General features: G+C 57.8%; 21 protein-coding genes. All 21 read right to left on the reverse strand.

What is annotated here, in order from left to right:
* Positions 1-157: 157 nt before the first annotated feature.
* The 21 genes from ACMWLG_RS20270 to tssM all read right to left on the reverse strand — a co-directional run bounded on the left by ACMWLG_RS20270 (position 158) and on the right by tssM (position 24,276).
* Positions 158-610: a hypothetical protein gene (locus tag ACMWLG_RS20270; protein ID WP_045404275.1), complete on the reverse strand. Its 453-nt coding sequence runs from the start codon at positions 608-610 to the stop codon at positions 158-160.
* Positions 594-1,397, reverse strand: a complete 804-nt coding sequence (locus ACMWLG_RS20275; RefSeq protein ID WP_045404277.1) for a hypothetical protein — start codon at positions 1,395-1,397, stop codon at positions 594-596. The genes ACMWLG_RS20270 and ACMWLG_RS20275 overlap by 17 nt, the downstream gene beginning before the upstream one ends.
* 20 nt (positions 1,398-1,417) lie before the next feature.
* Positions 1,418-2,836, reverse strand: coding sequence for a serine/threonine protein kinase (locus tag ACMWLG_RS20280; RefSeq protein WP_045404280.1), 1,419 nt, complete (start codon positions 2,834-2,836; stop codon positions 1,418-1,420).
* A gap of 24 nt (positions 2,837-2,860) precedes the next feature.
* A complete protein-coding gene (gene tssH / locus ACMWLG_RS20285) occupies positions 2,861-5,476 on the reverse strand; it encodes a type VI secretion system ATPase TssH (RefSeq protein WP_045404282.1) in 2,616 nt (871 codons plus the stop codon).
* 38 nt (positions 5,477-5,514) lie between these two features.
* On the reverse strand, positions 5,515-6,558 hold the full coding sequence (gene tssG, locus ACMWLG_RS20290) for a type VI secretion system baseplate subunit TssG (RefSeq protein WP_045404284.1): 1,044 nt from the start codon (positions 6,556-6,558) through the stop codon (positions 5,515-5,517).
* Entirely contained in the window at positions 6,555-8,426 is a 1,872-nt protein-coding gene (gene tssF / locus ACMWLG_RS20295) for a type VI secretion system baseplate subunit TssF (RefSeq protein ID WP_045404287.1), read from the reverse strand. The genes tssG and tssF overlap by 4 nt, the downstream gene beginning before the upstream one ends.
* A gap of 2 nt (positions 8,427-8,428) precedes the next feature.
* The gene (tssE, locus tag ACMWLG_RS20300) at positions 8,429-8,992 is read right to left on the reverse strand and encodes a type VI secretion system baseplate subunit TssE (RefSeq protein ID WP_023312148.1); all 564 of its coding nucleotides are present in this window, start codon (positions 8,990-8,992) and stop codon (positions 8,429-8,431) included.
* Entirely contained in the window at positions 8,985-9,797 is an 813-nt protein-coding gene (locus ACMWLG_RS20305) for a type VI secretion system accessory protein TagJ (protein ID WP_045404288.1), read from the reverse strand. Before ACMWLG_RS20305 ends, tssE begins: the two co-directional genes overlap by 8 nt.
* 9 nt (positions 9,798-9,806) lie before the next feature.
* Positions 9,807-10,805 (reverse strand): hypothetical protein, encoded by a 999-nt coding sequence (locus ACMWLG_RS20310; protein ID WP_045404289.1) that lies wholly within the window; start codon positions 10,803-10,805, stop codon positions 9,807-9,809.
* Between the two features lie 16 nt (positions 10,806-10,821).
* Positions 10,822-11,619: a PP2C family protein-serine/threonine phosphatase gene (locus ACMWLG_RS20315; protein ID WP_023336024.1), complete on the reverse strand. Its 798-nt coding sequence runs from the start codon at positions 11,617-11,619 to the stop codon at positions 10,822-10,824.
* A complete protein-coding gene (tagH, locus tag ACMWLG_RS20320; RefSeq protein ID WP_045404291.1) occupies positions 11,616-13,379 on the reverse strand; it encodes a type VI secretion system-associated FHA domain protein TagH in 1,764 nt (587 codons plus the stop codon). Before tagH ends, ACMWLG_RS20315 begins: the two co-directional genes overlap by 4 nt.
* 87 nt (positions 13,380-13,466) lie before the next feature.
* Complete coding sequence (locus ACMWLG_RS20325; protein WP_045404294.1) at positions 13,467-13,820, reverse strand: T6SS amidase immunity protein Tai4 family protein; 354 nt, start codon at positions 13,818-13,820, stop codon at positions 13,467-13,469.
* Positions 13,817-14,308, reverse strand: coding sequence for a type VI secretion system amidase effector protein Tae4 (locus ACMWLG_RS20330; RefSeq protein WP_045404296.1), 492 nt, complete (start codon positions 14,306-14,308; stop codon positions 13,817-13,819). The genes ACMWLG_RS20325 and ACMWLG_RS20330 overlap by 4 nt, the downstream gene beginning before the upstream one ends.
* Positions 14,309-14,388: 80 nt before the next feature.
* Positions 14,389-14,796: a putative T6SS immunity periplasmic lipoprotein gene (locus ACMWLG_RS20335; RefSeq protein ID WP_045404297.1), complete on the reverse strand. Its 408-nt coding sequence runs from the start codon at positions 14,794-14,796 to the stop codon at positions 14,389-14,391.
* Positions 14,797-14,863: 67 nt separating this feature from the next.
* Complete coding sequence (locus ACMWLG_RS20340; protein ID WP_008502640.1) at positions 14,864-15,346, reverse strand: Hcp family type VI secretion system effector; 483 nt, start codon at positions 15,344-15,346, stop codon at positions 14,864-14,866.
* Positions 15,347-16,028: 682 nt separating this feature from the next.
* Positions 16,029-16,694 (reverse strand): hypothetical protein, encoded by a 666-nt coding sequence (locus ACMWLG_RS20345; protein WP_226855178.1) that lies wholly within the window; start codon positions 16,692-16,694, stop codon positions 16,029-16,031.
* 97 nt (positions 16,695-16,791) lie between these two features.
* On the reverse strand, positions 16,792-18,291 hold the full coding sequence (tssC, locus tag ACMWLG_RS20350; protein WP_023336028.1) for a type VI secretion system contractile sheath large subunit: 1,500 nt from the start codon (positions 18,289-18,291) through the stop codon (positions 16,792-16,794).
* Between the two features lie 3 nt (positions 18,292-18,294).
* Positions 18,295-18,819 carry a type VI secretion system contractile sheath small subunit gene (gene tssB / locus ACMWLG_RS20355; RefSeq protein ID WP_008502644.1) on the reverse strand — a complete coding sequence of 175 codons (525 nt, stop codon included), beginning with the start codon at positions 18,817-18,819 and terminating at the stop codon, positions 18,295-18,297.
* A gap of 75 nt (positions 18,820-18,894) precedes the next feature.
* Positions 18,895-19,911, reverse strand: a complete 1,017-nt coding sequence (tssA, locus tag ACMWLG_RS20360; protein WP_045404306.1) for a type VI secretion system protein TssA — start codon at positions 19,909-19,911, stop codon at positions 18,895-18,897.
* Between the two features lie 11 nt (positions 19,912-19,922).
* Complete coding sequence (gene tagF / locus ACMWLG_RS20365; RefSeq protein WP_023312158.1) at positions 19,923-20,639, reverse strand: type VI secretion system-associated protein TagF; 717 nt, start codon at positions 20,637-20,639, stop codon at positions 19,923-19,925.
* A gap of 16 nt (positions 20,640-20,655) precedes the next feature.
* Positions 20,656-24,276, reverse strand: coding sequence for a type VI secretion system membrane subunit TssM (tssM, locus tag ACMWLG_RS20370; RefSeq protein ID WP_045404311.1), 3,621 nt, complete (start codon positions 24,274-24,276; stop codon positions 20,656-20,658).
* Positions 24,277-24,278: the final 2 nt, after the last annotated feature.

Genomic DNA, 24,278 nt, shown 5'->3' on the forward strand with positions numbered 1-24,278 from the left:
AACGACTCGGACATCGCCTCGCGGCCCGTCAGTTTCCAGAACAGAAGCCCCTCCACCGGGAGCTGAACGGTAATTCGGTTGAGCATAATCTTTATTCCATCTAGCTTATGCGATTCAGAAAAGAGGTTCGCATCTATGCATGAGCGTCATTTATATATCAAAGTGAATGAGTTTTTTCTCTTTTGCCCATTACGTAAATGAGAGAATATATCTTCAGAAACTCCGATATAACAAACAACCCTAAATTCACCCACACATTTGAAATACCAAACACACTTATCAGAAGTGGGAAAAGAGAAACCGAACATCTGAATGAAATGAGACGAAAGACTTCCTGAATAAGGGCAAACTTAATCGCAACATTTTTTCTCTTAAAAAACATCCAGGCCGAAGCAAAAAGAGAAAGCAACAAAAGCAAATCAAATATAAAAAAGAGGGTTACGATAAAGCTGTAACCGCCTCCTGAAATGACATCTGAGTTCCCTGTGAACGCGATGATATCTGAAATGAAGGGGATCCTGTCCTGGCGAAGTGAATTTATAGCGTAAAGCAAGATAGCCAGTACATCCATACATCCCCAGAAATACCATAATTTACTTTTTAAATTCATAATCCTCTTCTCTGACTCCAGGTATCCATTGCCATGATTTACCACTTACTGCCCAGGCATCATCGCTCTCAAGGTATTTCTGATAAATGGATCGTTGTTCTCCGAATCGTCTAATTACAGATTTTTCAGATATCAACGCGCGTGATACTCCGTCCAGGTCTGCGGGTAGTGCTGTCCAGCGCTGGATTTTATCGCGCGACGTATTCATGTAATCTTTACCGTCCGATCCAAACACCCGTCCCTCGTCCCCCATGCTCGTCAGGCGATTAATCGCCATGATCACAACATTTTTTGTGCCATGATAATCATCTTCCACAGTTTTCCAGTAACCCGGTCCGTAGTAAGCGGTCGATGGAATAAATGAATCACGCGTTGGGGCTGGTTTTCCAAATAGAGCGACATTGTTTCGGTAACGTTCGAGGATGTAACTCACGAAAGCTGAGCTGTACATCTTCTCATCTACACAAAACAACTCTCCTGACTCAGAGATGAAAAAGGGATATATGGCTTTTGTCCGTTGACGGTGGTCTGTTAAAACTACTTCTCCTGAGTCAATTAACCGTTCAATTTTACTAAGATTTTGTGCGTAGAGAGGATCAAACACGGCATTAGGATTAAATTCGAAGCGACGTCGCAACGTTAAACCATCAATGCTGTGAAATGGATTTAAAGCACCGCGCACCACAACAAATTCACGTCCTACGTCGCTCCGCGCATAAACAGGAGAGACAATCTTTTCGAATTCCTTTGGATGAAGCCTCTGGCTTCGAAGATCGTACACTTCCATAGTTTCTCCTGTTTATATTTCTACGGATTCACCAGCCAGGTGCCCGGCCTGGTGATATCCAGCGTCTGGCCACGCGTTCTTCCGTTGCCCTGCAGTTCAATCTTCACCTCACCGGCCGGCAGCTTGAGCGATGCATAGCCGTTGGTCGCCGGACGCAGCGCTTTTGGCTCGCCGTTCACTTTCAGCGTTTCGCCGTCGAGGATGCGGATATAGACCAGCGCAACAGGGCTCTCGACAGGCGGCGGAGTCTGCTGGGCCGTCGCCTGCTCGTTAACCTTCGCCGTTTCTGGCTTCACGTCCGGCGTGTTAGCGGCGGTTTCAGTCGGACGCGTCTCTGCCGGTGGCTGTGCAGCCTGCTCGGGAGCATCATTCCCGCTGCTGAACAGCATCGCCCCGGCGACAACGCCCACCAGCACGCCTGCGGCAACCATGCCCGGGATCTTGTAGCGGCGCCAGTCGAGCAGCGAAGCCGGCTGTTCCTCCTCCACCGGTACCAGCATAGTGCCGGGCTTTTTCGCCGTCAGCACGTCGTTGATACCGGCGACCGGCATCTCAATCAGCGCGGCGAACTCGTCGATGGACTGCGGACGGTCCTCCATGTGCAGCGCCAGCGCGCGGTCGATGGCCTGCAGCAGCGGAATGGAATAGCCCTGCGGCATGATTTCCACCAGCGGTTTGCAGGTATCCTGAATCGAGCGCACCACGCTGACCGGCGGCGGAGAACCCACAATCAGGGTACGCAGCACGGCGCCGAGAGCGTAAATATCCGTCCACGGGCCCTGCTCGCTTTCGTTGTCGTCGGTGTACTGCTCGATCGGCGCAAAGCCCGGGCGCAGCATGGTTTCCGTTTCGTCGGAGAGGTTACCGATGGTGCGGCGCGCGGAGCCGAAATCAAGCAGCACCGGCAGGCCGTTATCCTGAATCTGAATGTTATCCAGAGAGATGTCGCGGTGCAGATAGCCTTCGTTGTGGATGGTCTTGATCGCACCGAACAGCATCGGCAGCGTGCGGCGGATCCAGGCCTCGTTGATCAGCTCCGGCTTTTCCTCACGCAGGCGCGAAAGCGTGGTGCCGCTGTAAAACAGCGTCCCCATGTAGGCCGTGTCGTTTTGTACCCAGAAGCGCAGGACGTGCAGCAGGTTCGGGTGGTTAAAGCGCGCCAGCAGACGGGCTTCCTGAATGAAGCTGTTCAGGCCCGCGGAAAACGCTTTGCCAAAGCGCTCGCTGCGCAGCACAAGGGTCATGTCGTCGCCGCGCACGGCGAGCGAGGAAGGCATAAATTCTTTGATAGCGATAGTGCGTTCGAGCTGGTGATCCCACGCGCGATAGACGATGCCAAAACCGCCGCCGCCGATCACCTCTTTGATTTCAAACTCGTTGAAGCGGTACCCGACCGGGAGCGCGTTTGGGACAGTCCGATTGTTATCATTATCCGTCATCTTTTACAGTTCTCTTGATGATTATTACGCGGCAAACTGACAGTGAAACTCGCCCTGCTCGCAGGTGACGTGCAGACGTCGGTACTGCTCGTCGCTGCGGCTGGCGGTAAGTAAGATCTGGCTCATCTGAGGCAGCAGGGTGTTGGTCAGAATAGCATCCACCATGCGGCCGCCGGACTCCACCTCGGTACAGCGCTGAACGATCTGTTCCACCACGCTGTCGTCAAACTCAGAAATAATGCTGTGATTCTCTTCCAGACGACGCTGAATGCGCCTGAGCTGCAGGCGAACAATCTGCCCCAGCATCTCGTCGCTGAGCGGGTAGTACGGCACCACCAGAAGGCGGCCCAGCAGCGCCGGAGGGAAGACCTCCAGCAGCGGCTGGCGCAGCGCGCCGCTTAACGCCTCAGGCTCCGGCATCAGGTCCGGATCGGCGCACATGGCGCTAATCAGCTCGGTGCCGACGTTGGACGTCAGAATAATAATGGTATTGCGGAAATCGATGTGGCGTCCCTCGCCGTCTTCCATCCAGCCTTTATCAAACACCTGGAAAAAGATCTCGTGGACGTCCGGGTGCGCTTTTTCAATTTCGTCCAGCAGCACCACGCTGTAAGGACGGCGGCGCACGGCCTCGGTTAACACGCCGCCTTCACCATACCCTACGTACCCCGGAGGCGCACCTTTTAAGGTGGAAACGGTGTGCGCTTCCTGAAACTCACTCATGTTAATGGTGATGACGTTCTGCTCGCCGCCGTAAAGGGATTCGGCGAGCGCAAGCGCGGTTTCAGTTTTACCGACCCCGGACGGTCCGCAGAGCATAAAAACGCCCACCGGCTTGTTGGGATCGTCCAGCTTCGCCCGCGAGGTTTTCACGCGGCGGGCAATGAGGTCCAGACCGTGACGCTGGCCGATAACGCGCTGGTTGAGCGTGTCTGCCAGGTTAAGCACCGCGTCGATCTCGTTTTTCACCATCCGGCCCAGCGGGATCCCGGTCCAGTCGGAGACCACCGCGGCGACCACGTTTTCATCTACAGCCGCAAACAGCAGCGGTTCATCGCCCTGAAGGGCGTTCAGCGCCTGCTGCTGCTCCGCCAGCTGGCTGCGCAGATCGGCGCTATCTTCATCACCCGCCGCGAACAGCGCCGCGCGCAGGCGAATAATTTCCTGCACCAGGCTGCGTTCTTCTTCCCAGCGCAGGGCCAGGGCTTCGCGTTTTGTTTCATACGCGTCGCGTTCTGCGCGTAACGTCGTCACGCGCTCGGCGTCACCGGCCCCCACGCGCGCTTCGCGTTCAGCAATCTCAATTTCCACGTCCAGCGCGGCAAGGTGGCGCAGGCAGTCTTCGAGCTGCGCAGGTGGCGCGCTCTGGCTGACCGCGACGCGGGCGCAGGCGGTGTCGAGCAGCGCAACGGCTTTGTCCGGCAGCTGACGCGCCGGGATGTAACGATGCGACAGCTTCACCGCCGCGCTGACCGCCTCGTCGAGCAGCAGGACCTGATGGTGCGTCTCCAGCGGCGACACGGTGCTGCGCAGCATCAGAATAGCTTTCGCTTCATCCGGCTCGTGCACCTGCACCGTCTGGAAACGACGGGTCAGCGCCGGGTCTTTCTCAATGTACTTTTTATATTCTGCCCAGGTAGTGGCCCCGATGGTGCGCAGCTGACCGCGCGCCAGGGCTGGCTTCAGCAGGTTCGCCGCATCGCCGGTCCCCTGCTGGCCGCCAGCGCCAATCAGGGTGTGGATCTCATCGATAAACAGAATAATCGGCGTGGCGCTGGACTGGACTTCGTTAATGAGCGCCTGCAGACGGGCTTCAAACTCGCCTTTCATGCCTGCGCCGGCCTGCAGCATGCCGATATCCAGCAGCCACAGCTGAATATTTTGCAGCGGCTCCGGGACGTCGCCGTCGGCGATGCGCAGCGCCAGCCCTTCAACAACGGCGGTTTTGCCGACCCCGGCTTCCCCGGTCAGCAGCGGGTTGTTCTGACGGCGACGCATCAGGATATCCACCATCTGGCGGATCTCCTCGTCGCGCCCAACAACCGGGTCAATCTTCCCTTCGCGGGCGCGGGCGGTCAGGTCCTGGCCGTACTGGGCCAGAGTCCCCTGCGCCGCCGGTACCGTACCCGCCGGTGCGTCTGCGGCGGCAGCGGCCTGCTGCGTCTCTTTGCTGTTGGCGCAAATCGCGTCGAACTGCTCAATCAGCACCTCGACGTTAAGGCGGGTGAACTGCGACGAGATGCTTTTCAGCACGTTGGCCAGGTTCCAGGTTTTCAGCATGCCGATCAGCAAATGGCCGCCGCGAATACGGCTGACGCCAAACTTCAGCGAGCCGAAGACCCAGGCGCGCTCCACGGCGCTGTCGATATGTTCAGAAAGATCGGAAACGGAACTGGCGCCACGCGGAAGGACGTCCAGCGCGGCAACGATATCGCGCGTCAGCTGCTGTTCATCAAGGGCAAAGTGGCGGATAACCTGCTGCAGATCGCCATCCTGCTGCTGCATCAGCTGATGCATCCAGTGCACCAGCTCAACGTACGGGTTGCCGCGCAGCTTGCAGAACGCAGTGGCGCTTTCCAGAGAGGTAAATAACAGCGTATCCAGTTTGCCGAAAAGCACGGCACGGCTAATTTCTGACATGTTAGTTTCCATTAACAATGATTCGGTATACGGAAGGATTACCGCTCTGCGCGATACACCAGATCGCCACGCGGGACAGGCTGCGGCTGAAGGCCCAGCCAGGTGTTATAGCCTAATCGCCCATTGCTGCCGAGCGTGGTGCCCTGCACCGCGTCTTCACGCAGGATCACCCGCGTTTCCCATTCAAACTCCACCCCGGCGTACTGACGCACCCAGTCGCGCAGTTCGGTGACCCAGGCTTCACCCGGCAGAAAACGGTTGTACTCCTCCGCGCTCAGCGGGCCAATTTCGATGCGAAACTTGTGCTGCACGTCGCGGACGGCGACGCCGAGAAAGGCGGATTCCCCCATGCGCGGCATGCGGCGTCCTGCGCCAAGCTGCGCCTGCTCGCGCGTGGAGAGGGGCATCCACTGCGGCACGTTGCTCACCAGCTTAACCGGGGCTTTAAAATAGTTGCTCAGGATCTTCTCCAGCCCCTCCGGATCCCGCCCGTGACGGGTCAGGTGTCCGGCGTGGGTAAATCGCGCATGCGAGCTCAGGCTGCCTTTGTTCATCTGCCCCGGCTGGCCCATGCCAATCAGCGATGCCAGATACCCCTCAAAGCGCCTGTTGTCGGCGCGGTCCAGAGAGACCGCAGGCTGCGCATCCGCCCAGGCGCGGTAAAACAGCAGCGCAAGGCGGTGATGGAACAGATCGGCAAACGCGCTGAGGCTGGTGTCCTGATGATGATAAATACGCTCGCGGGCGTATTCGGTCATGTGGACCGGCAGCGGGCCGTTCGGGCCAAACAGGCCGAAGCTGAGGATAGACACCTCATGCAGCCCGCTTTCTTCGCGCTGGCGTACCTGAGCCAGCGTCGACGGCGCAAAACTCATCGACGGCTGCTGGCCGATGCGCAGCGGCTCAAATTTCGGCAACGGCGCGTGTCCCAGCGGGTAGCGCTCGCCGCCCTGGGCATCAATGCGCCTTAAAAGCTGAAACAGATCGTAGCGCCAGGGCGTCTCACGGACGCCGTGCCAGAACGCGTCCGGCAGCCTGGTCAGGCGATGCACGCGCAGCGGTGCAGTGGCAGCGTCACTCATATCAGCGCCCTTTTACCCATGCGCGGCGCCCAGTAGCCAATCTCGCCGCGCTGCTGACTTTTCAGGGTGAACTCGGTGAAGCTGTTGATAGAGACCAGACGGGCAAAGAGGCGCTCCATCACGCTGCCGAAGAGCCACGGGCTGGCGCCGGAAAAGGCTCGCTCATCGACCGTCAGGGTGATGCCGATCCCGCGGGCGAAAACGACCGGGCCGGGTTCAGGCACGCGGCGGTGAACCGGCTCCAGCACGCAGTGGCGTACCCCCTCCACCTGACGCGCAACGGGCGTTTCTGCCAGATTGGCGTACAGCCCTAACAGCTGGCGCAACGCGGCCGCGCCGTCTTCGTTTTCGCTGTCCATCAGGCTGAGGTAGTTCATCTGCAGCTGGCTGATGAGTCGCCAGGTGCTGAACCCTTCCGCCAGCGCCGGGCGCGGCGGCGTCGGGCCTTTGCGCAGGGTGAGGGATTTCACCGGCATAGAATCGGCCATAATGAACTGCCCGAGCTCCTGCTGCAGCATCAGCGGCAGGTCGCGGCTGGTGCACAGCACCTCGGCAGAGATATAGCGCAGGTTTTCCTGCCACGGGGCGTGCTGTTCATCCACCAGCGAAACAAACACCTCTGAACCGATATAGCCGGTACGGGTGCCGTAGCGCAGGGCGTGCTCGGACAGCACGCGCTGTTCGCGGCGCAGGGAAAAATAGGCCCCGTAGTTGCCCGCATCACCGCTCCAGGTGCTCCAGAATGGACGAAACGTCTGGTCATCGCGCTGGCCGTCCGCGCTGCCATAGATTTTTTTGACCGCGTAAATTTCATAATCCAGAGGACGAATGTTATCGACCACCAGATGGTATTCATGCTGGCCTTCATTCAGCTTCTGACGCGCCGCGACCTTTGGGAAAAGGTTGATGACCGGGGTACAGTGCAGCGCCAGATGGCTGGCATCGACCACGCGCTCCAGCTGTTCATCCGACTTATCCAGAAGGATGAAGATGTCGAAGGCTTTTTCGCCTTCACAGCGTTCGATAAGCGTGCCCAGACCGCTCAGGCTAATGAAGCGGAAGCGGGCCGGAAAGGCGAAATACTCCTGCAGCAGGCGGTAGCCGTCAAAGTTGCGCAGATCGTCAGGAAGCAGCGCCTGTTCAGGCTCAAAGCCCTCCTGGCGCAGCGCGTCCGACGCCAGCAGCTGTCGCTGCGGCTGCGGGCTGACCGTCTGGCAGACGATCCCGGCGTGATGCTCCATCACCAGCTCCAGCAGCTTCAGCGCTTCAATGTCCGGACCGCCGAGGAAAAATTCCAGACGGTCGAAATCCAGGTGTCCGAGGTTTTGCGGGCCGTCGCAGGCGATGCGGATCCTTAAGGCGCTGGCGATCCCCCGCTGGCTCAGCCCCAGCTGCGCCAGCGGCAGATCGGCGGGCACGCCGCCCAGCTCGACCTTATCGATTTTCAGCGGCAGCAGGTTGACCTCGTGCGCCGTGGTATAGCTGCAGGTTACGCCGGTTTTTTTCAGCGCCAGGCTGTCCATCATGGTGCCGCGCGGCACAATGAAGCCCTTGCTCAGGTCGCCCCGGCTGCTGTCGGGCTCAATCTCAGCGATCGCCATCGACGGCGTGGGCGCGAGATAGTTAGGCGCAATCATCTCCAGCAGTCGCTGGGAGAAGCGCGGAAACTCCGCGTCCATTTTCATCTGCACGCGGGAGGTCAGGAAGGCGAAGCCCTCCATCAGACGTTCGGTATACGGGTCCGCCACTTCGATGCCGCGCATGCCCAGCCGTCCGGCGACTTTTGGGTAGCGTTCGGCAAACTCGGCCCCCATTTCGCGCAGATAGGCCAGCTCGCGGTTGTAATATTCGAGCAGTTTACTTTCCATGATTACCCCGCATCTTTCAGTTCAAAATGGCCGTTTTCCAGATCGACATCGGTACGAAACAGAAACTCCAGCGGGTACGGCACACACCACAGACGCCCTTTGATCTCGATGGAGAGCACATTGTGCAGATCCAGCGAGGAGGTATCCGACACGCAGCGGACCTGCAGCCCCTGCGGCAAAATGCGCGGCTCAAAATTGATGATGGCCTCGGTGAGCTTGCGCTGAATGTCGTGCCATTCGATATCCGACATCCTTTTCCCGGCCAGCGGCGCGACGCCGAAGTTGACCACCGAGCGCTTCACGTGCGGCAAGGCGCTCAAGTCGCCGGAGGCATCGTGGTTGATGGTGTTAAACAGCCACTGCAGATCGCGCAGGACGTTGCGCCGCAGGGCGGCGTGGGTGATCAGATTGCTGTTGGCCGACTCGCGTTTTTTTTCCGGGTCGTTATCGGTGAGACGATCCAGCAGCGAGGGCTGCATTTTGTCGCGCGCCCCCACCTTCTCCTGCCTGCTGCGGGCTTGCCAGCCGCTGCGCAGCAGATCGCCTTCGCCAGCGGGATTACTCATCGGCTCCATCCGTCGCAAACGTCACGAGGCTTAATGACAGCAGCGGGTATTCGCTTTGCTCGCTCAGCCAGGCCTTCTGGCCCCTGCCTTCGTAAAGGGTGCCGTCTTCGTCGAGCGGCTGCCATTCGGTGGTGCGGCCCAGCCTGACCGCATCGGTGGCATCGGCAGCAAACGGGTAACGCGCCGGGATCTGACACACCTGCTCCGTACCGTCGGTCAGGCGCACCAGCGCGTGACGCCAGACCAGATCGGTCACGCTGGCGGGCGCCTGGAAACGGATCTCCGCGATGGCGCTGAACGGCAGCCAGAAATAACGACCGTTCACGATGGTTTCGCAGACCGGGCCGAGACGGGCATCGCCGTCCATCAGCCACTCGAAAGCCTGCGTCTCCTCGTTTTCGAGTGTGATGTGACCCGCAGTGGCCTGCGCCTGTTCGAGGGCTTCGAGACGCAGTTCCCGGGCGCGCTCGCCCTCCTCGCTCAGCGCCGCGGCCAGGGTCGTCAGCCACGGCCACTGGGTTTCAGGCATAGCCGGACGCGCCTGTCCCGCCATCACCTGGGCGCGCTGCAGTTCGCCCTGAATGGATTGCTCCAGCAGCGTGACGGTGGGCTTCGCCTGAGGCTTCAGCGCCAGCCAGCTTTTCAACTGGGTCAGCGCGCGCGTCCAGTTGCCGCTGAGGGTTAAAAACTGCACGAACGCGGCGCGGAGGTCGGCATCTGCCGGACGGGCTTTGATTTCAGCTTCAAGGCGCGCCAGCGCATCGCTGAGCGACTCGCCCGCCAGGTGTTGATAGAGCGTATTCATAGACACTCCTTAATTCGCCGCGCGCCATGCGCCAACGGCCGGATCGCGCAGCTGAGGACGCAGGGTGTCAATCAGCACGATATTCAGCGACGTGCCGGGTGCGACCCAGGCGCTCCAGGTTTTTTTCACCGCCGCAATACGCGCCTGCAGTTTTGCATCATCGCTGGCGATTTCACGGGAGATCTCCACCGCTACGGTGCCGTTGCTTTTCCAGCTGTTCAGGGCGCTATCGTAAGGCAGGATCATCCAGCTCTGGTCGCTGTCTGGGGTGCTGAACACCATGCGCTCTTTGTTGACGGAGGTGATCAGCGCGTTTTCAGGATCGGCGCTTTGATTCAGACCCGCCACCGGGAAGCCATGAATGTAGGTCACCGCCATCTCTTTCTGTCCACCGTTGCGGGACTGCGAAACCACGGTGTGTCCGCTCAGCCAGCTGCCGTTACCGCAGCGGGTGGTGTCAGAATCCGGAATAAAGAGCGCCGGAGCGGAAGCGCCCCCTTCCCAGAAGGTGCGCAGGTGGCAGCCGTCCTGCAGGGTAAATTCCTGCCACGGCGTGCGGTCAGCCGCGACGGTGCGGGAAGCCACGTTCTGGTCCGGCGGCAGCAGCGCGCCGCTGGCTGGGGTTGCGGTGACGGTCGCAGCAGGCGCGGCCTGCTCCTGTTTCACCACCAGCGCCCAGTCCTGCGCTTTGCCTGCCGTACCCTGCGCCAGCGTGGTACCCGCCGGATCGTTGAGCGTCCAGCTAAGCTTATTCACTTTGCTGCACTGGTGTTCCAGCAGGGAGCCAAGACGCGGCACAAAATTCTCCAGCACGGAGACGTCTTTCTTACCATTCGCCACAATGCGCAGCGCCACCTCAGGCTTACACCAGCTCTGCGGCGTGTTGTCTTTGATGTTGTCGATCCAGATATCCAGCTTCTGCGCAGGAGACTGCACGATGCGGAAATTCTCAGCCTGCGCGGTGGAGGTGACCGCCAGAAGTGCCAAACCCGATAGCCAAAGTTTCATATCGTTCCTTGTGTGTCTAATCAGTTCCGCAGGGAAGAAATTGTGCTGCGTCAGAGAGGGTGTGCAGCAAAGTGGTGTCCTGAGGGTTGCCCATCCATACCGCCAGGGCAGTATAGTTATCCTGAGCATTCCCCTCCTGTTCGCCATTCTTTTGAATGATTTGGTTCATTAAGGTCAGCCACTCCTGCGGCGTATTGACCATATGCAGCGACTGCTTCATTTGCTCTTCGCTAACGCCGTGCCAGAACCCGTCGGTGCAGAGTAAGAATGCATCGCCGTCTTCAACCTGCACCACGTCGCTGTAGCTCGCTTCCGGCCCGCCGTTTTCAATCCCCAGCGCGAGGTACAGCAGATTGCTGTTGAGATCGTCGGTCTGGTGCCCGGCGTCTTTCATCTGCTGCACCAGGCTGTGGTCGGTGGTCACATGCCACAGCCATCCCCGGCGAAACAGGTACAGGCGGCTGTCTCCGGCGTGCGCCCAGTAGGCCAGACCGTAATCACGGTCAATGAACAGGCTGACCAGCGTCGTGCCCATCCGGCGATAGTCCTGAACGGCCTGCTGTTCGCTGAGGATGGTGCGGTTCGCCGTCTGCACGTAGTCGCGGATATGCTGCGCATTAAGATGTTTGTCGCCATCGAAGCGGGAGATAATGCTGTTGCGGGCCAGCTCTGCAGCCACCTCACCGCCCGGCAGGCCCGCGATGCCGTCGCAGACGACAAAGCATGCTGAACGTTCCCCTATGGTTTCTCCCGTCTGATCCTGGTTGCTGGCGCGCGTCCCCTGGCGGGAGAGAGAAGCCGTTGCGATATTCATTTGTCTTCCGATCCGCTCTGTGAGTCTTTGTACTGATTTACCTCCATGTCGTACGCGTGAAGGAAGGCCTCGCCGAACAGGGTATGGAAGTCATCCTCAATCTCGCCAGCCGTCTCGCCATAGCTGCGAACAAAATAGTCCCACAGGGCGGCTTTGCGGCTGCCCGGCAGCGCCAGACGAGAGGTCATCCCATTCTGCTTCGCCTGCTCTTCCAGCTGTTCCGGGTTAAAGGACTGCAGCATCGCGGCAATGATGGCGCGGATACCGGAGATCATGCCCAGCTGGTGCGCCTGCAGATCGATAAGCGCGTCGCGCACGGATTTGGTCGGCGGCATAAAGCCCGGCATCGGGGTGCCGAACATCTGGATCAGCACGGTTTTGCCGGTCGGCAACAGCTTGAACGGGTTGTTGGCATCGTCCAGCACCATGGTCATATCGGCCTTCACGCCACGCTTGAGAATGGAACGCGAGGAGAGCAGCGCCACGGTCCCCTGAGAGAACATACCGAGGATTTGCCCGAGCTGTCGCATATTTTCCCGGTCAAACTGCGGGACGGGCTGCATTTCGCTCAGCCCCATGCCTTCCAGCAGCGCCTCCAGCAGCTCGCCCTGCAGCACTTCGCCCTTCTCACCGCTATTCGCCGTAGCGGTTGGGGCGGCGGCGTTATTGACTGGGTCGATGCGCAGACGGCCCTTCGGGGCCTGAGCGCTGCTGCGCGCAACGGCCTGTGGCGTAGGCATGGTGAAGCCTGCGTAATCCGGTCGCGCGGGCTCTTCTTCAGCACGCGGTTCTTCCTGCGGCTCAGGGGCGAACAGCGGAGAATCGGCCAGCACGTCCTCTTCCTGCTCGGGTTCCGGCACTGGCGCAGGCTTTTCGGTAAGAATGTCATCCGGATGGGTTAATGGGGCGCCGCCCATCAGCCCGAGCGGGTCGTCATTACGCGCGGCTGGCGCGCTGGCCTTACCGCCAAACAGGGCCAGCGGATCGAGTTCGTCCGTCGCCTCGTCTTCTTGCTTAGCGGGGGTCGTCTCGCCCGGCGGCACCAGCGTTGACGGGGTGACGTCGTCAAAAATACTCTCTTTTTTGAACAACGCTTCGTCGCTGAACAGCGTGTCCGGGTCAACGTTCTTACGCTCGAGCTTTGGATCGCTGTCGTTAAACATCGCCAGCGGATCTTCAGCGTTACGCTCCGGGGCCGCAGGCTGGGAGAACGGATCGTGCGATGCAGCAGGCTGCGGTTTTGTACGGTTGCTGGAGATGCTGTCGGAGATGGAGAACTCCTGCATCAGGCTATCCCAGATCTCCGTTGGCACGGCGGTTGGCTCGGCCTTCCCGCGCGGTGCGGCGCTCGCCGGCTTCGGTTGCGCAGCGGGCGCGGGTGCGGCTGCCGGACGCGCCTGCTGATGCATACTGGCCGCCATACGGCTCACGGGCTGCGTATCGTGGATCAGTTCGGACACTTCGATACGGTAGTCATCAATACCGAGAATGTCGCCATCCTGCAGCTCAACCTGACGTCCCCGCTCCAGCGGAATGTCATTTAATACCACGCGGGTGACGCTGCCACGGTTGGTCACGCGGCATTCGCCCTGGGCGTCAACGTGAACAATGGCCTGCAGACGAGAGATGGTGCGGTCATTGTCCGGCAACACCAGATTGTTATCCGTACCGCGCCCAATGGTGCCGCCCGGGGCGTAAAAATCACAGCTGCTTTGCGGCGGCTGATGACCGGGTTTCGTAGAAATAATCGTGAATCGCATGGCGTATTCCTGCTGGTATGATTAGCGCTCAAACGCTGCCGCTCTCGGAGCGAGAACGGCGGCGTTTGGGGGCCGATTCCATCTGTTCTATTCTGGCGTTTTGAGCGGACGAATCGCTTCGCTATTGGCGATTAAGCTGCACTTTAAAACCTGATATTGACCCAGTTCGGTACCGCCTACTTTCTCTTTCAGTAAAGAAACAATCACCTTGTCAGCTTTTTCAAAATTCTCAGCAGGGAGATTGCTTGCTTCCAGCCATGCGGCTGCACTGGCCTCTGCATCATCTTTGAGACTTTTACTGTCCGCAATCTTACTGATGCATCGATTTTGCACCCAGTTTTCAAAGATTTGTTGCTGAGAAAAAGCGCTAACATCAGGCAGGGTTTGGGCATAAACAGCAGGGGCATTTATAGCCAGGATCAGCAGTAATAAACGTTTCATTTCAGGCTCCAGAATGTTGCGTTGGTCGGAATAAATGAACCATTACCCGGTGAGCCCAGAAAATGGCAATCATCAGAGCAAATATTTCCATTCCAGAGTGTGACATGCCCGGTAGCGTCGCTCCAGCCGTGCCCGGTGAAGATGATAATGCCCTGTTTGCCTGCAAATTGCGCAGGAGTGGGAGAAGAGACAGACATATCGGCATTGCCCAGTACCGTGGGTAGAAATGAAATCATATCTTTAACGCGGAACATATAGCGCTTTTTGTCGTTTCCGGTCACTGTCGCATATTTACTGTTAGAAGGAATCGGAATGCCACAGTAATTTAAAACGTAGCTCATACGAATTGGGCAGGCATTTTTAAAAATACCGGCGTCGATATTATGCTGAACTTTTCCACCCAACAATTTGCCAACCTGTTCTACGCTTATGTTCACTTCTCTGAATCTGTTCCAGGCGGCACCAAAAGCAGGACGCATTTGAGACATCTTGTTTCTCCTTGATAAGAAGCTCAGGATGGGGCTGTCGCTCTCGGGGCGAGAACGGCGACGTTTGGGGTTAAAACATTCTATTCAGTCTGCGTAAGCTTAAACTGGCCTGAAGGACCTTCTTGTAAGGTGAAACGGGCCGCATAGCGAATAGAATCGTTTTTTTCTGACACTTTCAAGGCAACATCATATTCTCCGGCTTGCCACGCAATCCCCTTCCACTGGTGACACTGCTGGGTCGTTAACGTCACCTCGGGGCTAAACGTTGACGGCGGCGATATCGCTTTCCATTCATTTCCCGCGCGTATCATTATGGTGGGCGAATGGCTGGTGACAGGCGCGTCTAACCCGGAATTAGCAGGGATAGCAAAGCAGGGTTCATTATTTTTCAGCGTAACCGAAAGCGACTGATATTGTCCTGGATGAGACAAACAGGCGCTGACCATCAACGTGACTGCAAACACACCGAATAACTTTTGCATAATCATGCCCGCCAATCCTGAGGGCTCTTGAGGTTGATAATGACCGGGGAAAACTCCCCGGCCACATACGCAATTACGCTTCTTTGTTTTCTTTGATGTTCCAGCCAGCGCTGCTTTCAGCACCTTTACCACCCGACGTGGTCTGCTCCCAGTACTGCTGTTTCACTTTCGCAGCCTGGAATGCATAGGTCACACCAACGGTGTCGCCGTTGTCAGCACCGGTGTACTGAACAGAGGTCACCAGCACATCTTCCAGCGTGATGCGGGAGTATTCCACCTGCTGGCCGCCGGCTTTACAGACGGACAGCTCAACTTTAGTCAGGTGTTTACCGCTGGCGCAGTGTTTCAGGATAGCGGTGGTGGATTTGTCGATCAGCGCGTTAACGTGCAGGTCGTTAAAGTTAACTTTACCGGCACCGCCGCCACCGCCAACGCTCATATTACCTGGCTGGGAAGCGCCCCAGGAGAAGGAGGTAATATCAGTCCAGCCGGTGTGGTTAGAATCTTTAGATTCGCCCGTAACACCCTCGACCTTCAGAAACATATCAATAGCCATAATATCTACTCTTCGTGGATGAACAATATTGCTTTCGAAAAAGCACTTATATGGCAAACAGGAAAGCATGGGGCTGAATAAAACCGTCCATATTTTACCTCTGCCTCTAGCCTGTCGAATTCGTACTTCGTACAGACTCTTCAGAGTGCCTGCAATTGCAACCACCCTAAATTATGGTTAGTCACACCTCATGGTAACTAAGCGCTAGACAATCATTCACTGCATCATCTAGAATATTTTCAACCGTCTATCATTCATATAAGGCAACATAAAATGAAGAAAATAATGTTATTAATACTGACAGTCGTATTTTTAGTTATCGCAATTTTCACAACTGTAGATCTTTTCCAATCAGCCTGGTATGTATTTTCATTAGAAAAAATCACTACAACTTCTGCAGGCTTACTTTTTGGGAAATTGGTTTTTTTGCTGATCATCCTTTTGGCATCTTACTTCTCACTAAAGTCCTTGCGCAAATCAAAGTCTTGACTTTAATTTTTCCGCAAAATAGTAAATAGCGATAGATGCAGCTAAAAGAATGATTAATAGAACTGTATTTATCGTTATTTCTAAGGTGGTTACCGACCAATCAAAAACAAAAATATAATAGCTAAGAGTTGAGAAAAAAAGCATAAATGAGACAATAAGCATGAGATAGACTATAACGTACTTTGATGCTCTTTCAAACACGAGTAGCTCCTGCTAAAAATCGGCTAAAAATCTCTTTATCTATAGCACCATGACTTTGTTGGAAATTTATAGCTTCAATAAATGGCTTAACATTATCTTCAACGAGAAAATATAATAAATCTAAATCACCCGCACCACGCAACTCATAGTAAATATCTTTGTTTAATTTTAACAGATCGTATGAGGTATATACTGAGCGAGAAATTGAAGCACCCACACTTAACACACCAGTAAGCCCTGCAGAAACAAGAAATCGCGGAACAATTTTTGAAACGAATAGCGTAATTAATTCATTTACGAAAACCATTTTAAAGGCTATACCACCTACTTGCGACCCACCTACTTTTAGGAGGAGCTCCTTAGATTGCTCTTCAGATAAACCAGACAGATAACGTTTGACCACTGTATTGATTAACCGACGCACATCTTCTGATGTAAGCCCTTTTTTGATTAGCGTTAACAACCTAATTTTATCTGTTTCATTTCGCCACCTATGGTCAGTATCCAGAAAATCTTTGGTTAACATCCATAAGTCTTCTGGGATTGACATAAAACCATCGACCGCGCTGCGAGCGAAAATTTCTGGACCACTCTGTTTACGCGTATCAAAAATCTTCAACATGCCATCTGCAATTTCTTTTGATGAACTCGTTCCCAATGTTGATTCCTCCTGAAGTTAATGAGCATCGATGGTTTTCTATATGAATTATGCCAATGTAGTTAACTTTGCCGGCCCAATGGGCCGGCTACACTCATCACGCGTCTTTCGTCTTCAGCGACGGCAGTTTAGAAACCAGACGCAGGGAAACGGTCAGACCTTCCAGCTGGTAGTGAGGACGCAGGAAGAACTTCGCGGCGTAGTAGCCCGGGTTATCTTCAATCTCCTGCACCTGCACTTCCGCAGCGGCCAGCGGTTTACGGGACTTGGTCTCCTGAGAGGAGTTCGCCGGGTCACCGTCGACGTAGTTCATGACCCAGTCGTTCAGCCAGCGCTCCATCTCTTCGCGCTCGCGGAAGGAGCCGATTTTGTCGCGCACGATGCACTTCAGGTAGTGGGCAAAGCGGCAGCAGGCGAACAGGTACGGCAGACGAGAGGCCAGACGCGCGTTGGCGGTGGCATCCGGGTCGTGGTACTCGGCCGGCTTCTGCAGCGACTGCGCGCCGATGAAGGCGGCAAAGTCGGAGTTTTTGCGGTGAACCAGCGGCATAAAGCCGTTTTTCGCCAGCTCGGCTTCACGACGATCGCTGATGGCGATCTCGGTCGGGCACTTCATGTCCACGCCGCCGTCATCGCTCGGGAAGGTGTGGCACGGCAGGTTTTCCACCGCCCCGCCGGACTCCACGCCGCGAATCGAGGTGCACCAGCCGTACTCTTTGAAGGAACGGTTGATGTTGGCGGCCATCGCGTACGCGGCGTTCGCCCAGGAGTAGCTGTTGTGGTTCGCGCCGTCGGTCTGCTCTTCAAAGTCAAAGCTGTCCACCGGGTTGGTGCGAATGCCGTACGGCAGGCGCGACAGGAAGCGCGGCATCACCAGCCCCAGATAGCGGGCATCTTCGGATTCACGCAGCGAACGCCAGGCGGCGTATTCGGTGTTCTGGAAGATCTTGGTCAGGTCGCGCGGGTTAGCCAGCTCCTGCCAGGACTCCATCTGCATCACGCCCGGTGCGGTACCGGTGATAAACGGACAGTGCGCCGCAGAGCCGATGCGCGCCATTTCACCCAGCAGCTCAACGTCCTGCGGGCTGTGGTCGAAGTAGTAGTCGCCGACGATGCAGCCAAACGGCTCGCCGCCGAACTGACCGTACTCCTGCTCGTAGATTTTCTTGAAGATCGGGCTCTGGTCCCAGCCCACGCCCTTGAAGCGCTTCAGGGTGCGGCCCAGCTCCTGCTTGGAGATGCTCATAAAGCGGATCTTCAGCATCTCGTCAGTTTCAGTGTTGTTCACCAGGTAGCTCAGACCGCGCCAGGCGCTCTCCAGCTTCTGAAACTCGTCGTGGTGAATGATCTGATTCACCTGCTGCGACAGCTGCTCGTCAATACCGGCGATCAGGTTCTGAATGGTGCGGTAGGTGTCGTTGGAGAAAGTGACGGTGTTTTCCAGCGCCTGCTGCGCCAGCGTTTTAACCGCGCTTTCTACGGCTGAACGGGCCTGATCGGTTTTTGGGCGGAACTCTTTGTTCAGCAGCGCGCTGAATTCATCCTGGCTGAACGCCTGACCCGCCTGCTGCTCGTGTTGTTGAGTCTGGTTGCTCATCGATTATTCCTCGCTACCTTTCGCGCTTTCGTCATTTTTTGGCAACTGGCTCAGGGACTTGAGCAGCGTCGGATCCTGCAGAATTTTAGCGATCAGCTCTTCCGCACCGTTTTTGCCGTCCATATAGGTCAGCAGGTTGGAGAGCTGGGTACGCGCTTCCAGCAGCTTATTCAGCGGCTCGACCTTGCGGGCCACCGCATCCGGCAGGAAGTCGTCCATGCTGTCAAAGGTCAGATCCACGTTGAGCTTGCCTTCGCCGGTCAGGGTGTTATCCACCTGGAACGCCACGCGCGGCTTAAGCGCCTTCATGCGTTCGTCAAAGTTGTCGATGTCGATTTCGAGGAATTTACGCTCGTCGACGGCCGGCAGATTTTCAACCGGTTTGCCGACCAGATCGGCCATGACGCCCATCACAAACGGCAGCTGAATCTTACGTTCTGCACCGTAGATCTCTACGTCGTACTCGATCTGCACGCGGGGGGCACGGTTACGTGCGATGAATTTCTGCCCACTGTTACTCATTGCCATGATGTTCTCCATCAAAGATGCGCGGTGAAGGTGAAACGGCAGGCTCCATGCCTGTCGTCATAATGCCTGGACGCGTTATTCGCGGCGCCCAAAGATGTTTTCAAGTTGGTTAACGCCGTCTGGCGCCAGGTCGCGAATAATGTCCATAAAGTTGAGTTCTGACAGCCGCTGCACCCGTTCAATCATCAGCGGTGCGGGGTGGCTCGGTTCGTACTGCGCAAAATACTGCTTCGCTTTTTCCAGCATCAGCTGCGCGTCGGCGCGGCTGGTGATCTGCACGCTGCGCCAGTCGGTGACCGACTGAACGGGCTGCGCTGCCGTCGACTGCTGCTCGGCCTGGGGTTCTGCCTGCGCCTCGCGGTTCGGCAGCAGCTTGCTGATGTCGGTTACCTGACACGCGCTGGCGACCAGTCCGACGGTTTTCAGCAGCTGTTCCATCTCGGGCACGCCGCTTTCACCGAGATGCCCGGTGAGAAGCTCGCGAATCGCCAGCAGACGTTCGTTAATGACGATAACCGCGGCGGTGCCGGGCTGGTCGCCGCGGGCCAGCTCGTCAATCAGCCGTGGACGGCCGCCGGGATAGTCCGGACATTCCGTCTTGCTGCCGTCCAGCAGGGCCTGGGCATCCCGGAGCGAAATTTCATCGCCGTTTGAACGCAGCAGCGAGGCGTTACGCACGGCGACGGTGAGGTCGGACTTATCGCTCAGCCCTGCCAGGGCGTTAATGCGATAGAACGGATCGGTTTCGCCATACTCTTCCAGCAGCGGATAGAGCGGCTCCCAGTAGCGGGCGATCGCCTCCTGCACCAGCAATAATCCGTCCGCGTAGCCCGCAAGCCCGCGGCGGCGCGTCCAGGCATGGGTTAACGCCAGCAGGACGCGAAGATCTTTGGTGCGGGTCAGCAGGCTGGTGGCGTATTTTTCCACCGTGTTCCAGTCAGCGGGCTCTGCCGGGATAATGGTGTCGCCAAACTGCTGTTCCGCTTTGCCCTGACTGGCCTGATTCATGATCTGGAAGTCGGCGTCGTACTCCAGGTTTTCGCCGCAGGGTTTTTCGGGGCTTATTGGCGCGAGAAATTCTTCGATATTCATGAGATCCCTGCTTATTCAAACATGGGCGGATAAAGACCGTGACGCCCCGGACGGGCGCCCCCTGCCGGGTCGAACAGCAGGGTGAAAAGCTGCCCGGTAAAGTTACCGCTGTGCACGTGGGTGTACAGCGGGTAGCCGTCGCAGCGGTTGGTCCACCAGTAGCTGGTCTGGCGCAGCGGATCAAAACACTCAGCCGCCTGAGGCCAGCCCAGCGTGCTCTGGCCGTCCTCGTCATAGCCAATCACATCAAGGATGTCGGAACGCTTTTGCGGCTCGACGGGCTGCGGCGCAGGGATGGTCATCAGCATCTCATCCAGCTGCGAGGCGGAAAAACTGTTGCGCACCGCATGCAGCCCCAGGCGCCCAATCTGCTGGTACCAGCTTTCGGCCTGGCTGAGCAGGCTGGTCGACCACTCTGACGGGGCGAAGCTCAGCTGAAGGCAAACCGGGTACTGGCGGCCAACGCTGTCGCGGCCCGGCAGCAGGCAGCCCATCTGGATCATCTGGCTGCCGAGCATGGGCGGTACCACAAAATTCCAGACTGGCGCTTTGTGAAACTGGCGCTCGCCGCTGCGCTGCTCTTCCTGCTGCCAGGCCAGCAGACCGACCTGGAACCAGTGTGACCACTGGCGCTGTAAAGTGTCAGGAAAGCGACGCTGCAAAAAATCTCCGGCGCTGGGTAACTTGCCATACCAGCTGTAGCGGTTCATCGCAGGGGTATTCGTCATACGGCTGTCCTTGCGGTTATGGGCATGAGAAACGGGGAAGCTGGAACGGGTTACGAATGCTGTTAGGCGCAAACTCCAGCGTGACCTGATGTCCGTCGACGTTGAAGGTGGCCTGACGGCTCAGGCTACCCGCGCCCGGGCTGGTGCTCGCTTTATCAAAGAAGCGGTTGAGCGCCCAGGCGCCGTTGGTGACCAGCGTCGCCGTGCTGCCGTTCGCCAGCCCCAGCTGCATGCGTACCTGGTTGGTGCCGCCCGGCCCCGGCCAGTTCATGATCTGCACGGCCTGCGGGCCGTGGCTGTAGCGCAGCAGCTGGCCGTCGACGTCCAGCGTCAGGTTCAGAATGGAGTTATCCATTCGCACGGTGCGAACCGTCACCTTGAAGGACGGCGTCGTGGCGCCATTAGCAAAGAAAGCGTCGCGAATCGACTGGGCCTGCTGGAACGGTCTCAGCAGCCCTTCGCTTCCCGGCAGCGTTTTACCGTCGATGCCCGGCATAAAGCGCCAGTTTGCCTGCGTGGTATCCACTTTATTGGTCAGATTGTCGCGGAAGAAAGCGTCCATCAGCCCGGTTCCCGGCGCAAACATGCGCGCGAGATCGTCAGGGGTGACCTCGGTGCTGGCGCTGCGCACCAGCGGGTAACGGCCGGCGATCGCCTGACGGCAGAATCCTCCCACCTCAACGTTAATACGCTTCCGCACGTTTTCGAGGTCGCGGCGCTGGGTATCGCTGCTGGCGCCCACCGCCATATTGCTGAACATGGTTTGTAGCCCGCCCGGCAGGCGACCGGCGCTGGCCTGCAGGCGGCTGATCGCCTCTCCGCCCGGTGCCGGCATACCGCTGTTGGCCGCGTCCTGAACCGCTGTCAGGTAGCGATAGAGCTCATCCACCTGCTTGAGAAAATCATCAAACACGATGGTCTTCCCGCCCTTCTCCAGCGGCTGCGCCAGCTCAATCATCGGTGCGTAGTGGTCGGTGACCAGCTGTTCCGGCGCCTGGGTAACCACGGCGGCCTGGGCCGGCGCAGCGTCATTGTTGCTGAACAGCGCTTCCAGCGTGCGGGTGGCGCGGTTGCTCTGATCCTGCGCTTTGCCCGCATCTTCCGGCGCTGGCGCATTGCGCGACAGCGTCAGGACCTGGCTCAGGTTCTGCACCAGACGGCGCAGCGGCGAGTTTGCGCCGGAGAGCAGGCGCGCGGTGTTGATGCGCTGGGAGAGATCGGCGCTGTTATTGAGCTGAATGTCGGCGAGGAAGCGATCCCAGTTCGCGATAAAGTCGCGCATGTAGAGCTGGCGCACGGCGTTATCGATCTGCTGTTTATCCTCCTGCGCCGTCGCGGCCCCCAGTACCCAGGCGTCGTCCTCGTGCAGGGCGGTGGTTACGCTGTCAATCTGGCCGTTAAAGCTTTTCCAATAACCGTCCGGGGTATACAGACCCGGCACGCCTTCGCTCACCGGTTTGCCGCTTTTGCGGGAAAACACCAGCTCGCTCTGCGGTCCGCCCAGGTCGGAAAGGGAGACCGGCTTGAGGTTGTCATCATGCTCCAGCAGGCGTTTGAGGCGACCGTATACGCGCGTGGAGAGCGGCTGCTGATTGATCATCGCTCTTTCGCGGGCCACCAGGGATTCATCCTGCGCGTACGGCGAGGCCTGAATTTTCGGTTCCAGCAGCTGCGTCAGGTGCCATTCAAGCTGCTGCAGCTGCGCCTTCGTGACGTTCTGCGGAAGATTTCGCTGCAGGTTGAGCATCACCCACGAATGCAGGAATTTGCCGTCGTAGTGCTTCGGCTGATACAGCATCTGATAGGCTTTCAGCGCTTCATAGCTGTATTCCACGTCGCTGCCGTTGTCGTTGCGCAGCCAGGTGGTGATGTGCATGGCAACGGCAGGCAACAGCATCTGATCCAGCGCTTTCTGGTACAGCGACTGCGAGGCATCGCTGACGTCATCTCCGCGGTAGAGCCCCATACGGCGGGATACGGGCGGATCGTTCACATCAAACGCGTCGCTTTTCGGCAGATCCACCAGACCGTTCAGCAGCGGCAGCAGATCGAACAGGTCACGCTGGGTCTGGTTCTGCAGCGACTTGCTCTGCTGGTCCAGCAGCGGCACCTTCGCATCCACCTCTTCCAGATAGGCCTTGTTTTTGGCATAGCTGGTCAGCCACAGACCGCCGAGGATAACCAGCAGGGCCAGCAGCGCCGCGTAGCCGGACCAGATCACCGCCCGGTTGCGCAGCTCCCACCAGCGGTTTTCGCCCGCGATCCCGGCTTCCTGGAAGATGACGTTTTGCAGCAGGTTCTTAATGAAGAAACTCTGACCTTTTGCCCCCGGGATCGGCGCTTCTTTGCTGACCGAATCCCAGTTATCCGCCTCTCCCCCTTCCGGCAGCGACAGCGCGCGGTTCAGTTCGCCCATCACGCGGTCGAACGGCATGCCTTCCTGAGTCCCGCTGGCGAAGTAGATCCCGCGCGGAGAGAACTCGGTTTCGAAGTTGGAGCGGGCGAAGACCGTGCTCAGGTAATCCGCCAGCAGCGGACGCAGCGCGGCGAACTCCTGCGGGAAGAGATACGCTTCGGCGCGGGTTTTCGCGTCGTGCTCTTTCAGCATGGTTTCCGGCAGCCCGGCATCGAGGCGCTGCTGCAGCAGAGAAAACTCCTGCTGGAAGTTGCCCATCAGGTCGTAATCGGCGTGTTTGGTTTGCTCCCACGGCAGGGTAAAGCCCCAGATCTGGTCGCGCTGCGCTTTGTCGTAGTCGGCAAACCAGGCGCGGAAGCCTTTAAGCAGGTCGGCCTTGGTCACCATCACGTAGACAGGGAAGCGAATACCCAGCTGTTCATGCAGCTCGGACAGACGCTGGCGCAGGTTCACCGCCTGCTGGCGGGACGCCTCGGCGGACTGGGTGAGCAGGTCAGAAATGCTGATGGTGATGATGACGCCGTTGATCGGCTGGCGGCGGCGATACTTACGCAACAGGTTGATGAACTCCAGCCATTCGCCGGCGTCCTGTACCTGCTCGCTCTCCTGGGTGGTATAGCGGCCCGCCGTGTCCAGCAGCACCGCCTCATTGGTAAACCACCAGTCGCAGTTACGCGTGCCGCCAATGCCCCGCAGCGCGGTCTTACCGAAGCGATCGGCCAGCGGGAACTGCAGCCCGGAGTTAACCAGCGCCGTGGTTTTACCGGAGCCCGGCGCGCCGATAATGACGTACCACGGCAGCTGATAGAGATATTGCGTGCTGAAGCGCTGCGTCCATTGGGCGCCCTGGCCCGCTTTGCTGAAGTGCGCTTTTTTCAGCATCTGCGCGGCTTCATCAAAGCGGCTGGCGAGGATCTGCTCCTCGCTGTTCAGCCGCTTCTGCGGATCCGCCGCTTCCGGGCTGGCGGTGTTCTCCTTGAGCTTGTCCATCAGCTTGCGGTTAAGCCAGGCATTGTACAGGCGCGGCAGAATGTGGCCCTGCGCCCAGAGCAGATAGACCACGGCGATGCTGATAATGCGGTTCTGTTCAGACTCAAGCGGTCGGGTGTCCACGATGGACAACAGGGGACCAATCATCCAGATCACCGCCGCAAGCGCCGTTACGCCGAGGAAGCTCCACAGAATGCGGTTGGTCAAGATGGAAAGAAGTGTAGTCAGCATTC

This window comes from Enterobacter sp. 01-M-02-SI-ECC (assembly GCF_047530595.1).
GTDB lineage: Bacteria > Pseudomonadota > Gammaproteobacteria > Enterobacterales > Enterobacteriaceae > Enterobacter > Enterobacter cloacae_M.